The organism is Arcanobacterium buesumense (assembly GCF_012563545.1).
GTDB classification, from domain to species: Bacteria; Actinomycetota; Actinomycetes; order Actinomycetales; family Actinomycetaceae; genus Arcanobacterium; species Arcanobacterium buesumense.
In genome coordinates this window covers 1,385,630-1,400,816 of record NZ_CP050804.1, presented here as the reverse complement: position 1 = coordinate 1,400,816, position 15,187 = coordinate 1,385,630, and the positions used below count along the sequence as shown (strand labels likewise).

The 15,187-nt window shown below is 48.1% G+C and carries 10 protein-coding genes; 4 read left to right on the top strand and 6 right to left on the bottom strand.

Going from position 1 to position 15,187, the window contains the following annotated elements; translation table 11 throughout:
• Positions 1–5: 5 nt before the first annotated feature.
• From HC352_RS06400 to HC352_RS06390, 3 genes are all read right to left on the bottom strand, one after another.
• A complete protein-coding gene (locus tag HC352_RS06400; RefSeq protein ID WP_168918106.1) occupies positions 6–587 on the bottom strand; it encodes a DUF1003 domain-containing protein in 582 nt (193 codons plus the stop codon).
• On the bottom strand, positions 587–1,873 hold the full coding sequence (locus tag HC352_RS06395) for a magnesium transporter MgtE N-terminal domain-containing protein (protein WP_168918105.1): 1,287 nt from the start codon (positions 1,871–1,873) through the stop codon (positions 587–589). The genes HC352_RS06400 and HC352_RS06395 overlap by 1 nt, the downstream gene beginning before the upstream one ends.
• Positions 1,874–1,944: 71 nt before the next feature.
• The gene (locus tag HC352_RS06390; RefSeq protein WP_168918104.1) at positions 1,945–3,453 is read right to left on the bottom strand and encodes an aminopeptidase P family protein; all 1,509 of its coding nucleotides are present in this window, start codon (positions 3,451–3,453) and stop codon (positions 1,945–1,947) included.
• Between the two features lie 88 nt (positions 3,454–3,541).
• Between HC352_RS06390 and HC352_RS06385 the strand changes: the two genes are divergently transcribed.
• Together HC352_RS06385 and HC352_RS06380 are read left to right on the top strand one after the other, a co-directional pair.
• Complete coding sequence (locus HC352_RS06385; RefSeq protein WP_168918103.1) at positions 3,542–4,378, top strand: PHP domain-containing protein; 837 nt, start codon at positions 3,542–3,544, stop codon at positions 4,376–4,378.
• Complete coding sequence (locus HC352_RS06380) at positions 4,378–5,001, top strand: MarC family protein (protein WP_168918102.1); 624 nt, start codon at positions 4,378–4,380, stop codon at positions 4,999–5,001. The genes HC352_RS06385 and HC352_RS06380 overlap by 1 nt, the downstream gene beginning before the upstream one ends.
• Positions 5,002–5,355: 354 nt before the next feature.
• On the opposite strand, the gene HC352_RS06375 is transcribed toward HC352_RS06380, so the two are convergent.
• Together HC352_RS06375 and HC352_RS06370 are read right to left on the bottom strand one after the other, a co-directional pair.
• Positions 5,356–6,888, bottom strand: a complete 1,533-nt coding sequence (locus HC352_RS06375) for a DEAD/DEAH box helicase (protein ID WP_168918101.1) — start codon at positions 6,886–6,888, stop codon at positions 5,356–5,358.
• Between the two features lie 35 nt (positions 6,889–6,923).
• Positions 6,924–7,148 (bottom strand): DUF3107 domain-containing protein, encoded by a 225-nt coding sequence (locus tag HC352_RS06370; RefSeq protein WP_168918100.1) that lies wholly within the window; start codon positions 7,146–7,148, stop codon positions 6,924–6,926.
• 239 nt (positions 7,149–7,387) lie between these two features.
• On the opposite strand from HC352_RS06370, the gene HC352_RS06365 reads away from it, so the two are divergent.
• Positions 7,388–10,531: a UrvD/REP family ATP-dependent DNA helicase gene (locus HC352_RS06365; RefSeq protein ID WP_168918099.1), complete on the top strand. Its 3,144-nt coding sequence runs from the start codon at positions 7,388–7,390 to the stop codon at positions 10,529–10,531.
• Positions 10,528–14,049, top strand: a complete 3,522-nt coding sequence (locus HC352_RS06360) for an ATP-dependent helicase (protein ID WP_211080642.1) — start codon at positions 10,528–10,530, stop codon at positions 14,047–14,049. Before HC352_RS06365 ends, HC352_RS06360 begins: the two co-directional genes overlap by 4 nt.
• Before the next feature lie 7 nt (positions 14,050–14,056).
• Here the strand turns inward: HC352_RS06360 and HC352_RS06355 are convergent, their stop codons facing one another.
• Positions 14,057–15,070: a phosphotransferase gene (locus HC352_RS06355; RefSeq protein WP_168918097.1), complete on the bottom strand. Its 1,014-nt coding sequence runs from the start codon at positions 15,068–15,070 to the stop codon at positions 14,057–14,059.
• Positions 15,071–15,187 lie beyond the last annotated feature (117 nt).

The window sequence follows — 15,187 nt, the reverse complement described above, 5'->3', positions numbered from 1 at the left end:
GAGGTTTAGTCTACCTTCTTTTCGGTATGTTCTTGTAGGGCTAAAATCTGAGCAATTTTCGCTTCGAGTTTGGCAATTTGTTCGTCCTTTTCTTGTAGTTCAGTTTCAAGGTCACTATTTGTTTCTCGATATATCCCAAGTTGATCGCGAATTTCTGAACGAACAAAGTCACGGGTGGCAATATCGTTGATTGCGAGACGTAAAGATGCGATCTCCCGGGTAATGAACTCGGTATCTGCTAAGTTACGTTCCGCAGTCAGTCTGTCTTGTTGAGCGGTGACGCGATCGCGATCATCTTGGCGGTTTTGTGCTAACAAAATAAGTGGGGCAGCATACGATGCTTGCAATGAGAGCATCAGCGTTAATGCCGTGAATCCTAGCTCGGCGGAGTCAAACCGCATAGAGTCAGGACCCCAGGTATTCCACGCTAGCCAAACGAACACAAAAATCGTTAGATAAACAAGAAATTGGGGAGTACCTGAAAAACGAGCAATACGTTCCGAAATAACTCCAACAGACTCTGGATCCCACCGAACTTTCTTACTTCGGCGTGAACGCTTATCCGATGGTTCATCGAAGTTTCCCATTAGTCACCCTCCTCCTCATCGTAACTATGCTGTGCATCGACAGCTTCATCAAGTTCAGCCTCATCGGCTTCGCGCCAGTCATCTGGCAACAAGTGGTCAAGAACGTCATCGACGGAAACAGCCCCAACAAGCATTTCATCAGCTAAGACTGGCAAGGCAGTCAAATTATAGGTAGCTAGCAGTCGGGTTATCGTTCCAATACCATCTTCTGGGGCAAGCGTCTCAACCTGTTCCACAATACCGCCGATCATATTCGACGGTGGTTCACGTAATGCGCGTTGCAGATGGACGACACCCAAATACCGGCCAGTAGGAGATTCATGGGGCGGGCGAGTAACGAAAATGATGGATGCCAAAGCTGGTGGCAATTCGGGGCGTCGAGCTTGCGCAAGAGCCATCGCTACGGATGAGTCTGGTGGCAGAATAATTGGGTCAGTAGTCATCAAACCACCGGCAGAACGTTCCGAATAGCTCATCAACCGCCGCACATCACGTGCTTCTTCTGGTTCCATACGATCCAAAAGTGCTTCAGCTTGAGCAACAGGAAGTTCGTTAACTAAGTCCGCAGCGTCGTCAGGTTGCATAACTTCCAAAACGTCTGCTGCACGATCGACGTCAAGTGATTCCATAATGGCTACTCGATCGTCGTCACCCAGCTCTTCCAGAATGTCTGCTAGGCGTTCATCGGATAACTCATGAGCCACAGCAAGCAGGCGGTCTTCTGGTAAGTCACGCAAAATATCTGCAACGTCAGGCGCCTTGAGTCCAGAAATTTGGGCTAACAAGCCTGTAGCGCCTTGGTTCGATACTTTTGTTGCTAAGCCGCGCACCGACGTCGTCGGAATAAGAAGCGTATTACCTGCGTCCTTCGTTCCGCGAGCCATTCGAACGTAAAGTGTTGTCACTCGCCATTCGCGGGCACGCGTTTGCTCAATCGCCAAATCCTCAACTTCGGCAAGCTCACCAGTTTCCACGATCGTTACTTGGCGGTCAAGAAGCTCCCCGACAGCCATTGTTTCAACTGGTCGTTGGGTAAATCGGCGCATATTGACCACGCCAGTAGTGATGACTTGACCATTTTTCATTGCTGTCACGCGTGTTAACGGAACAAAAACACGTCGCTTTCCGGCAACTTCAACAGTGAGACCAACCGCCAGCGGGGCGCCACGTAATCGGAAAACCACCACCACATCGTTGACCTTACCTACTCGATCACCAATGGGGTCGAAAACATCGGCACCAGCAAGGCGCCCAACAAATACGCGCGATGGTTTTTGAGTGCTCATACCTTCACTCTCCTTTCCTCGTGGCGAGATTCCCCGCTCGGGTTTAATAGAAAACAGCAACTATATAAGTGTTATTGAGCGAGGCGTGCCATCCAAGCTTCAACATCATCTGCAGTACGCGGAATATGGTTAGAGATACGCTCTGCACCGGTAGCGGTGATGACGATGTCATCCTCAATACGAACGCCAATTCCACGGAATTCTGCGGGAACCTTAAGATCATCCTCGCGGAAGTATAATCCGGGTTCGATGGTAAAGACCATGCCCTCTTCTAGTACTGCATCTTGATACAGTTCACGTTTAGCCTGGGCGCAATCGTGGACGTCAAGACCTAGATGATGGGAGGTGCCATGCGGCATCCACCGGCGATGATACTGGTTTTCCGGGATGAGAGATTCCTCAGCGGAAACTGGCAAAATACCCCACTGTTCAAGATGGCGGGCAATCACAGTCATGGCTGCGGCATGCACGTCACGGAACCGCACACCAGGTTGTGAAGCAACTTCAAGGGCGTAATCACAGGCCTCAAGAACAGCGTCATATACTTTGCGTTGTGTGGGGCTGAATTTTCCAGATACTGGCAAGGTGCGAGTGATATCAGCGGTATAAAGCGAATCAACTTCAGCGCCGGCATCAATAAGCATCAACGTTCCATCAACAAGCGGACCATCATTTTTGATCCAGTGCAAGGTATTTGCATGATTTCCTGCTGCAGCAATCGTATCATAACCTAAGCCATTACCTTCTTCGCGGGCTTTGGCGAAGAAAGCGCCTTCGATAACACGTTCACCGCGCCAATGTGTGCGAGCGCGTGGGAAAGAAGCAACAATTTCATCAAAACCAGCGGCAGTGACGTCTACTGCTTTGCGCATTTCGGAAATTTCATACTCGTCTTTAATAAGGCGCAGTTCAGAGGCGGCTTCCGCAAGTTTCGCGTTCATCTCTTGAGCATCAGATTCAAGACCGTTTTCTATGCGCAACTGTTGAACCAGTTCCGTAACCTGAGCATCGGCGTCGGGGATAACGCGAATATTTACTTCCCCAAGATCTTTTGCCAGGTTGTCACGCAGTGAATCAATATGTGCAATTTTAAGTCCGGTTAATGTCGCCATTTCTTCGGCGGAAAGGCGAGCACCCACCCAAAATTCGCCATGGCGAGAATCAGCGTAAAACTCTTCAGAGGAACGCGAGGAACGCGGATGGAAATACAGTACGGCGTCATGGGTGGCATCCGGAGTGCGGTTTTCTGTATTGCGCGGTTCAAGTACTAGTACTGCTCCGGGTTCATCTTCGCCACCTAAGCCAGTTAAATGAGCAAAGGCCGAATGGGCGCGGAAGCGGTAATCGGTATCGTTAGAACGAACCTGGAGATCTCCTGCTGGGAAAACCAAACGTTCGCCAATAAACTGTGAGCCGAGTTTAAGATGACGGGCAGGTAAATAATCAGCTACTGCACCGCGTTGTGGGCCAGTGGGGCGTTGTCCCCAATCCTCGCCAATGAACGAACGAAATGCGTCACTTTGTGGACGTTGCGTGCGGTTGTGGGCACGCTCTTCTAAAGTTTGTTTTTCATCACTCATACAACCATTATCCCACTAAAGTTCGCGGATTTTAAACCCTCACGCTAGGTGTGAGTATATCGTGGTAGCCACCGAGTAAGATGGAGCTATGAAGATTGACCTGCACACCCATAGCACATGTTCAGATGGCACTGATTCTCCTGCGAAACTCATCGAGCAAGCTCATGCGGCACATGTTGATGTTGTCGGAATCACTGATCATGATACGGTTGCTGGCTGGGATGAAGCTAGCCAAGCTGCGTCACAGTTGGGAGTAAAACTCGTGCGTGGCATGGAACTAACTGCAACCTGTCATGGGGTGCGTGTTCATATTTTGGGCTACTTATTCGATCCGCATCATCGGGCAGTCCAAGAGCATATTCGAACAGTGCAAGCTTCGCGAGTAAATCGTGCGCGACTGATTACTGAGCGGCTTGCTGAAGACTTTCCCATCACGTTCGATGACGTTGTTGCCCAAGCGGCACCGGGTGCAGTTTTAGGTCGTCCACATATCGCAGATGCTCTTGTGGCAGCAGGAGTGATTGCGAATCGTTCCCAGGCTTTTGCACGGTTATTGGCGAGTTCCTCGCCATATTATGTGAGTCAATATGCGCCCACAGCTAGAGAGGTTGTGGAGTTTATTGGCGTAGCTGGTGGTAAAACGGTGTGGGCACATCCGCGTGCTATGGCTCGCGGTAAAGTTGCTCCAGATAGCGCGTTTGCCGAGCTGGCGCAAGCTGGGTTGTTTGGAATTGAAGTAGATCACCGTGACAATCCTGCCGATACACGGCCGGCGTTGGCTGATATTGTTAAAGAGTATGGGCTTGCAAGGTTTGGTTCGTCCGACTATCACGGGACGGGAAAACCTAACGAGCTCGGGGAAAACACCACGGCTCGTGACGTATATTATGAGCTTATTGATGGGACTTTCGCGGAGGTTATCTAGTGTCATTCGATACGACGTTGTTCGTCTCAGCTTTTGCAACACTCGTTGTCATTATTGATCCTCCGGGGAACTTGCCCATCTTTCTGGCTCTCACGGCGAAAGCTTCTGAGCGCAACCGTCGGCGGATTGCTTTTCAAGCAAATTTCATCGCCGGAATTTTGTTGTTACTCTTTGGGTTTTTCGGGTTTACGGTTTTTAATGCCCTGGGCATTTCCGCGCCAGCATTGCAGCTTTCGGGCGGTTTGTTGCTTTTGTTAATCGCACTCCAATTACTGACCGGACAAGAAGAAGACCCAGGAGAGTCAGATGGTGACTTACATGTAGCGATGGTTCCGCTAGGAATGCCGTTGCTCGCCGGACCAGGATCTATCGTTGCTTTTATGTTGCTTATTGACGACGCTGGTCACGATTGGGCCAGGATCGTCACCACGGTTCTCGGATTAGTAACAGTATTGACGATTTCTTGGCTATCGATGCGATTTGCGAATCCTATTTTGAAACTTTTGGGCGAATCGGGAATCATGCTATTGACTCGACTTTCTGGAATGTTGCTAGCCGCGATTGCGGCACAGCTGATGATTAATGGAATTATCGCTATCGTCAATACGAATTTCCTTACCTAAGCCAAGTATGGTGTGGCGCATACCAGTATTGTCATGTTGGGTGGATTGTCAGGAAAAACCTCTCGATAATAGTGACTTTGGCTAAAGGCCCCCATAAATGTATAAAAACGTTACCATTGGGGGACATTCACTTACCTAAATTCACATTTTCATTGAGGCAAAATTGCTAAACGTGACGATGTGGCAGCTACGGAGCAAAATGCTCAAAAAGATCAGGCCACAAAGTAATCTCGGGGCACGCCGAATAAAGATGCAAAATAACAAGTTTATCGTACCAGTAGCATGTGGTGTGGGCTGGCAAGATCAAAAAGATCTTGCCAGCCCACACCACATGCTGACGTTAGTCAGTTGTTTTTACGAATCTGTTTTACGAATTCGTCGACGCTGACGGGGTTTGCGTTCTTTTGTTTCCGGTCCGCTGGCTGAGCGTGGTGAAAGCGATGCAGAAGCACGCGAATTACGGTGCTCAGAGGAGCCGTGCTGCCGTCTGCCGCGGCTAGCGCTCTTACCTGTTTCTCCAAGGTCTTCAAGCTTTTCAGCCGCCAGACCTTCGCGGGTGCGTAGATTTTTAGGCAACCGGCCAGTAACCTCTGCTGGAATATCCAAATCTGTGTACAGATGATCAGAAGTATGGTAGGTTTCTACCGGTTCTGGCATACCCAGTGAGAGCAGTTTATTAATAACAGCCCATTTCGGGGTATCTTCCCAGTCAACGAACGTAATCGCGGTACCGGAGTGGCCAGCGCGACCTGTGCGCCCGATACGATGAATGTATGTTTTCTCATCTTCCGGTGCCTGGTAGTTAATAACATGGGTAACGTTATCGACGTCGATACCGCGGGCGGCGACGTCGGTAGCAACTAAAACGTCAATCTTGCCATGCCTAAAAGCACGCAATGCTTGTTCTCGTGCGCCCTGTCCTAGATCGCCGTGCATCGCACCAGTAGCGAAACCGCGTGCCGCAAGGTCTTCAGCAACGCGCGAAGCAGTTCGTTTCGTACGAGTGAAAATAATAGTTAATCCACGTCCGCGCGCTTGTAAAATACGAGCCAGCACTTCGATTTTGTTCATTGCGTGGGTGCGGTAAACAACTTGGCGAACAGCCTTGACGGTACTGGAATCGTCATCGTGGGCTTGCGCACGGATATGAGTTGCTTGAGACATGTAACGCCGGGCCATAGCCACAACTGGTCCTGGCATCGTAGCGGAAAATAGCATCGTGTGGCGGGTGGGTGGGGTAGCGCTGAGGATTTTTTCGACGTCTTCAAGGAAGCCTAAATCGAGCATTTCATCAGCTTCGTCTAAAACAACTGTTCGTACGGCACTGAGATTTAGCGTTCGATGTTTCATTAAGTCAATGAGTCGTCCTGGTGTTCCGACGACGATTTCGGCACCTTTTTCTAAGTCTTTGACTTGAGGTTCATAGGCACGTCCGCCATAGACTTCGACAATGCGTACGTTTCGCTCAGCACCAGCATCTTTGAGATCTTGGGCGACTTGTTTGGCAAGTTCACGAGTAGGGACGATAACAAGGCCTTGCGGTGCTCCGGGAAATTCGAGGGAGTCGAATCCTTCTTCGTTCGGACCGATACAGCGCTGGATCATGGGGATGCCAAATCCAAGGGTTTTACCTGTGCCGGTTTTTGCTTGACCGATAATATCGGAACCTTTCAACGCAACAGGCAAAGTTAATGCTTGGATAGGGAATGGATGAGTTATGCCTTTTTTGGCTAGCGCACTGACAATAGGTGCCGATACGCCGTAGTCGGCAAATGTCTTTTGCTCAAGGTTGAGGTCTTTTCCGGCAGCTTCAATATCAGCTACTGGTTCTATTTGTGTTGGCACGGATGCATGTGATGTATCCGCAATTCCTGACGTTTGAGTCATACTTATGCTTTCTTTATTCAGCTATTGTTTCATTTTTACGCGAAACCGAAGCCGACGCGCCGCTGGGACGCTCCTGATACCTGGACGTAACCTAAGGCATCTGCTGGTACGAACACAGTTTCATTGTCTGAACTGGTCAACACAAGTGGTTTGTGGTTTGTCAAAACATCAGTCACAAGGTTGTTGATTTCGTCGGTAGTCATATCGACACTAATGTTCACCGCGCCGGCAACGTCGCGGATTCCGATTGTAATATCCAAGGTTTGTCCTTTCTTTCCATATGTGATTCTACCTTTCCTAGCAACGAGTTTCAGCTAAGCAGACAAGGCAATCGCGTAGGGCGTAGTTTTGTGAGCATATATTTATCGCTGGTCGAACAGATATTCTCGCGGGTCATGGGTAAATATAATGAATGATGAGGTGGCACAGAAATGTGTGGGAGGGGGAGGATAGAGTTAGAACATAAAGACACGAGGTTGGTTGCACAGGAAGGATGCTCATGTCTCACGCCGTACCTGATTCTTCGCAGGAAGCCGTTATTGAAGCGTGTTACGAGGTTATTTCTACTGGGCAACGCGGGTGCGCATTTTCTATTCTTGGTGCTCCGGGCACTGGTAAAACTGAGTTGATTAAAAGATGTGTGAGTGAAGTCTTAGTTGCTGAGCCTCAGTCACGTATTGCAGTTCTCTCCCCGGATCGTCGGGCGGCGAGTGACATGCGTAATGTTATCGTTGAACAATTATCAGTCTTGGGAGAGAACATTAAAGTGCGTTCGATTACCGCTTTTGCATTCGCTATTGTCTCGGAGTATGCACAAGCAATTGGCCGAAAAGAACCGGAACTATTGTCCGGACCGGATCAAGATGCTGTCATTCGTGACGTGATCGATATCGCTACCCGGTTTTATCCCACAGCAGGTCTTCTTGGCTCAGTTGATCCACAAGTGGCGCAGTTGGAGGCCTTCCGGCGGGAGTATCGAGATCTGCTGACGCGATCTGCAGAACTAGGGTTAACTGCCCAAGAATTGCGTGAACTCGGAAAAGAAAATCACAACCCTTCATGGGTTATCGGGGGTGATTTACTAGAAGAATATGAAAAAGCACTAGCAGTACAGGCAGGAACGGGCCGAACAAATCCCGATCGTACAGACCACTCTCGGATCGTCACTCAGGCGGCTGCACTTTTGCAACAGTGGGATAACCGTCCCGGTGAAATAATTGCGCGTAAACGTCCTGAATGGGACTGGGTATTTGTTGATGACATATCGAATTGTACGTTAGCGTTGCGAACCTTATTAGCAGTTATGCAAAGTTATGGCACTCGAATCGTAACATGCGGTGATCCGGATGTTGGCGTCCAGGGGTATCGGGGTGGAATTGCGAAATTGCCTGTATTGCTTGAACGCCCTAGAAACCTCGGTGGTTTAGGGGCGCAACGGTTTGTTTTGAACCATCGTTACCGAGGCGGCGGTGATATGGCAGGGATAATTGCTCAGGTTAGTTCCGCGATCCATGTTGCCGGATCTGCAGCTCATAGGCTAGCTGATTATCAGCATGCTGCGTCGTGTCAAATAGCTGGGCATGTTCTTTTGAGTGAGCACGATGAAGTTGCTTATTTGGCTACGCGGATGCAGTACTTACATGCCCATGAAGGGGTCGATTATTCCCAGATGGCTGTTGTTACTCGATCGCGCTCGCAGCATCGAACAATACGTCAAGCTCTATTGGACTATGGTATTCCAGTACAGGCGCTACCGGCTGTTAATCCGCTACGTTTCCAACCGGTTGTTGCTCATATACTTTTGCTTATTAATATTGCACGGGGATATGGGGAAGATAACCTCGTGTCTGAGATCCGTCAGGTTCTTACTGGCCCATTGTTTGAGCTATCTGCATCTGATTTATCCGTGCTCCTTGGGCGGTTGCATGGTTGGGAATTAGTTGCGGGTGGTAATCGGGTTGGTGAACAACTTCTGGCTACTGTCATAGATGAAGATCCGCATTCACCGGCTGCTCAAATTCCACAGTTTCACCAGATTAGGCGCGTTCTTGCCAATATTCGAAGGTCACTACGCAAAGGTTCTTCAGCGGAAGAAGTTTTATGGGTCACGTGGGATGGAGTAGATAAAGCGGAACAGTGGCGCGATATTTCTTTGGCGGGAGGAAAAAATGCAGATCAAGCTAATCGAAACTTGGATGCAGTAATTCAGCTATTTCGGATTGCACAACGGTTGACAGATCGCGATCCTCAAGGAGCGCATATAGATGATCTGTTACGAGTCTTGGAAGAACAAGATGTTCCGGAAGACTCAATTGCTCGGGTATCGGCTAATGATGAAGGAATTATCTTAACCTCACCGAGTGCAACGATCGGTCGGACATGGAGCCATGTGTTTATCTCCCAGTTAAATGAAGGAGTTTGGCCGAACCTACGGCTGCGCAATCCGCTCACACATGTGCCAGAACTTGTTTCCTTGGTGGTAGGCAGTCAACTAGCTGGCAGACCGATCGCTGCAAAACAACGAATGTCGGAAGTTTTAGATGATGAACTTCGAATGCTTTTGTATGCTCTGACTCGTGCGACGTGTGCGGTAGAAATTACCTGTATTCAATCCGAAGATATAATTCCTTCGCGTTTTCTATCGTGGCTTTTCCCAGACGGAGAGGGGGCATTAACATTCCATTCAACTGCTTCGCTGACACTAGATACGCCATCGTTTATCGGGCAATTACGTCAAGCCCAACGTCGTGATAACTCGAAACTACGACAAGTAGCGCGAGATTTCCTTGAACAACTTAATGAGTTAGATATTGAAGGGTTTTCCCAGAAAATCTGGGTAGATAACATTACATATACTCAGCAAGAACCTTCCACGGAAGCACTTCGGATTTCTCCGTCGAAAGTAGAGAATATTCTCGATTGTCCGATGCGAGGAATACTTGATTCGGCACATGGGCAGGCATTAGGTGACGTTGCTTTAGCTAATCTAGGAACGCTGATTCATCAAATTGCTGAAGAAACTGTTGATCCGGATCTTGATGCTATGAAAGAGCGATTAGCCCAATTGTGGCCGACGTTTGATTTTGGCTCCGATCTTGTCGCTGAGCAATTGCGAGAAAGAGCCGAATCAATGATCGGTAAACTTTATGAGTATCTTTCTGCGAATCCTGGAAAAGCTCTGCGCGAGTTGTATGCCACTATTGATCTTGGTGACATCGTTGTCTCAGGAAAAATTGATCGACTAGAGTATGTTGCTGGCGCTGATGGTGCAGTTCGCATTGTTGATTTCAAAACTGGTAAAACAAAACCCTCCCAAAAACAAGGTGATAACAATGCACAATTGTTGATATATCAGTGGTTAGTTGCCCAAGGAGGGGTGCAAATGCCAGCTGGGATGCAAACTCCAACAACTAGCTTTGGTGCTCAGCTTGTTCATATCGGAACTCCGACAAAAACATATTCTGTTACCAGCCAGGATGCACTAGAAACACAGCGCTATCAAGAGATCGAAAAAATGATCCTCAATGCTGCTCAAGCTCAACGATCGCAAGAAATTCCAGCGATTGCTAGGCAACAATCGTGTCGCAGTTGTGCATATAAAACACTATGCCCGGCACAGGAAGGGAAACGCATTTTCTCATGATCACGTATGAACAGTTTATTGCGGCTGAGGAGTTCCCACCCACAAACGAGCAGAAGGCAGTTATCACATCATCTCATCAAGCGACGCTAGTGATCGCAGGAGCAGGTTCCGGGAAAACTGCTACGATGGCTAACCGAATCGCCTGGTTACTGGCATCGGGGCAAGCCAGACCAGGAGAGATACTCGGATTAACGTTTACCCGAAAAGCTGCTGGGGAACTTGCACAGCGAGTTAACCGGAAAATACAAGACATTTCCACACGTGGTTTATTTGAGCCGGGTGTTCAGCTTTTCGCGGATGAAAATGATGAAGACGAAAGCCCCCATCTGTCCGAGCCCGTGGCAGACCTTAATTCTAGAGCTTCGCAGATACAAGTAACTTTTGAGCGGCCTACCATCAGTACCTATAACGCTTTTGCATCGAATATTGCAACATCATATGGGATGCTTATTGGACAAGATCCGGCCGCGCGGTTGATGAATGAAGCGGAGCGTTTCCAGCTGATGTTCGAGATTGTCTCTGCCGGACAACTACATGAAAGTATTGCCTCCTTGTCAGTTAGTAGCTTAACTACTGCGGCATTGGATATGGCCGCAGGATTAATTGATAATGACGTATCTATTAAGGAAGCCCGTACCTATTTGGAAGAAGAAGCTGAGGCAGTGAGCACTGTGCTTGAACCTCGCCTCAGAAAAGGAATGCTAGAAAAAGGGTCTCCTGAGCGGGCGGTCTATGATCGAATGAGTAAGGTTTTTTCCCGTACCCCAATTCTAAAAAGCTTAGCTACACGAATCCAGTTATTGGATTTCGTTTCAGCATATTTTGAGAAGAAAAAGGAAGACAGTCTGATTGAATTCGCAGATCAGGTTTCCTGGGCTACTCGTATTTTAGAAACTGTGCCTGCCGTAAAAGAATCTCTGGCGAAACAATACCCGGTTATATTGCTTGATGAGTATCAAGATACGTCAGTAAACCAAGCACGTTTTTTACATGCCGCGTTCGGTCAGGCCCGTTCAGTTACTGCTGTGGGCGATCCTAACCAAGCCATCTATGGTTGGCGTGGTGCTTCTGCCAATGCATTCGCAGATTTCATACATGACTACGATGTTATGGAAGACGCACGGCTTTCACTATCTCAAGCATTTCGTAACTCGACGCGTATTTTGGCGGCTGCAAATCAGCTTACTCAGGGCAAACTAAGCTATGAAAATTTACCTATCTGCCCTCTTCGGCCAAGGGAGCAAGCTCCAGCTGGGGAGGTTATTCGGATTCATCGTCATTATGCGGGTGATACATACCAAGCATTAGCGCAACAACTGGCTACACGATTGCGCTGTGGAGAAGATGGGCAGATCCCCACTGCCGCAGTTTTGATACGTAACCATAGTTTCGCTCCAGCAGTCACTGCTGCGTTGGAATCTGCTGGGGTTCCTTTTGAAGTTATTGGTGGACAATCAAGCATTGTCCGGCCTGAAATCCGTGCGGTACGAGCTTTGCTCAATATACTTGACAATCCGCAACGCAATGATCAGCTTATGTATCTGTTTAATTTTTTTGCTCTTGGTGTTCAAGATATTCGCCAATTTTCCAATTATGCAAACGAGTTAGCTAAAGTTGAGCGAGCCGCAATGCTCACTCAAATATCGAACCAATCTAGTCAAACAGATATCGAACTGGTTAAGAATAAACTTAGCCGTCCAGAAGTTAGTCTGGTGAGTGCGTTATTAACGCATAAGACGGTTGATGGAATTAGCGATGAAGGACAAAAAAGGCTTGCTTATCTGGCATCAATTCTCAAGTCTTTAGAACAAGAACGACATCGAGGTTTGGAGTACTTAGTATCTTCTGCGATTAAAGCATTGGATTTGACTATTTACGCTGCAAGCCGGGTCAAAGGTGGAGCAGCAGTACAGGCCGCATTATCAGGATTTGTCAAGCTTGCTGGTACGTATACAACGCAAGATCCGAGTGCACAGCTGAGCGGTTTTCTTGCTTGGGTTGATGCCATGGAAATTCATGAGCATAGCGGAGAGGCAACAGGGGCAGCAGATGCGTCATTAGCGCTTGATGTTATTCCTAGTGCTGGCATAGTACAAATTCTGACAGTTAATGCGGCAAAAGGATTGGAATGGGATATTGTAGCGATCCCGGAAATGGTTGAAAAACGTTTCGATTATGTTAAGCGAACTTATCCAGTATGGCATCAAAACACATCAGTATTTCCCTCTCCATTACGTGCAGATGCTAAGTATCTTCCCCTTTTTAGTGCCCAAAACTATCTTGATATTGACGATGCTCAAATACGAAAAGTCCAAGCAATTTTAGAATATGGTGTTTACGATCAGGCCGTTCGCGCATATGCCGGAGATGAAGAACGGCGTTTGGCATACGTGGCGTTGACACGTCCGAAGAATACCCTCATGTTATTGACTTATGATTTTGCGGATGAGGGAAAGGCCGGTAAAGCTTATCGGGATGCCCGCGAGGTAATCGGGGAAGAAGAAAATACTGCAGTAAGCGGTGATTGGCCACTATATTTCACCAACGTTTTTATCTCAGATCTTGATGGGAGCCTAACTCCAGATCCGAACTATCAAGAGCCTTTTACTATTCTTGCTGATGTAGTGGCATGGGGCGATGATCAGGCACTGCCTATCGTAGAAGAAGAATCTTTAGTTAATAAACTAAGCGAGGCAAATATATTTTGGCCAACCGATGTTGATCGAAGCGTTGAGCCTCATGCAGGAGGATATCCGGTCGAGGTTCGTGAGATTGCTCCGATCATTGCAAGCTGGACTGAATCATTTGAGCATATACGCTCCCAACAGTTACGTAAACAGCATGTTGCTAGTGTTAAACGCGATCATTTAACTGCGTCAGACGTGGTTTCGCTTATCAGCGATGCTCAGCAGTTTTATCGGGATCAGCGACGGCCAATTCCACAACCTGCCTCGGTAGCTAGCCGACGAGGCATAAGTGTCCATGCGGCGATCGCACAACGCTTCAACTCGCCGTTAACTCTCGATGTGGATTCAGTTCTAAATCCAGATCAAATGCCTATTGATATTGATATTAACTTAACCGATGAAGATATTGAACTATATGTCAAACGTTTTGAGTCCTCGCGCTTTGTTAATATGGCTCCGTTAGCTATCGAACAAGCACTAGAGATATTTATTGCTGGTTTTCCTGTCCGGTGCGTGATTGATGCGGTCTTAGATACCTCAAGTATTTCGGAGGTAAAACCAGTAACTATTGTTGACTGGAAAACTGGAGTACGCCCCGCTGCTAGTGAAATTCATTCACGTGAATTACAACTAGGGTTATATCGTTTGGCTTGGTCAAAAGCACACAATGTACCATTGGCTGAGATTGATGCATGTTTCTACTATCTAGGGGAAAGTGATCCTGCTAGGCGTGAGATTCATGCCGGAGACTTAACTGAAGCAGAAATCGAAAAAACAATATGCGATGCGTTAGCCAACGGTGCGACCAATGCTCTGTCGAGCACTGATTAATCGTGTGTTATTCAGCGGACTGTCCAGTGTGGAAACCAGCTTCAGAAGCCTCTTCAATGGGTAATGAAGGATCGACGGTGTCTACTTCCCACACTGGGCCTGGAGCAAGATCTGGATCAGCTGCGACGTCGTTCGCCAAATCGGCGAGCATCTGGTTCGCTTCAGTAATAACTCCCTGATCAGAGTTACGAATACCAAACATCATCCAACGAGCAAGTGCAATTTCGGACAATAGAACAGTACGTGTGAAGAAGTGTTCATCAATATCATTGTCAAGTGAATTACGATAAGATTCGACGATTGCGTCAAACAATGACTCGTCGAGACCTGCCATCAAAGAGGCAAAATCATGGGCTGGATCGCCAACATGTGCTTCACCAAAACCCAACACACAACTGACATGACCTTCAGACCACAAAATATTATCGGCGGCGATATCACCGTGAACAACTCGGGTATTAAAAGCCCACAGGTCCGGATTCTCAATGGCATTTTCCCAACGTCGGTTCAAAATTGCCGGAATAGTGCCGGTGGCGCTAGCGTCATGCAGTTCAGTCAATAAACGTTTGCGCACTGTTTCGGCATCATAAGCTGGCATTCCAGCCTCGGTAATCGTCGTCGGGTCAAGCTGATGGATGGTGGCTAATGTACGTCCCAGTTCATGGGCTTGATCAATCGTTAGCCCCTCAAAGTCAATAGTTTTTCCCAGCGGACGCGGATAAACAACTGCGCGACCGTTGGTCACGGGAGCAAAACCGGCAGGACGCATAACGTCGAAGGGGAGTTGTCCGTGACGTAAACGATTAACTAAAACAGGTGCTAACCCGGCCTCGGCCTCGATAACTGTTGACGCGTGGGTTGTGCGTGGAACCTTAACAATCCAGTGTTTGCCAGTAGAGTCTAAAACGCCGCCAAAAACAAAATCAGGCGCTGAAGAATATGGTCCGCGAATAGAGACAGCGTTGAGACCATCAACAGCGACGACGGCAAGGGCAGCTAAATGATAAGGCGACATCTTCATGCCTTTACGGTATCGACTTTTCTGGTGCTCTTTGTTGCTCACACGCCCCTTACCACAAAAATCACGCAAGCCTTTAAAGTTTTCCACACCTGTGGAAAGTGCACGACGTCGCTAGTG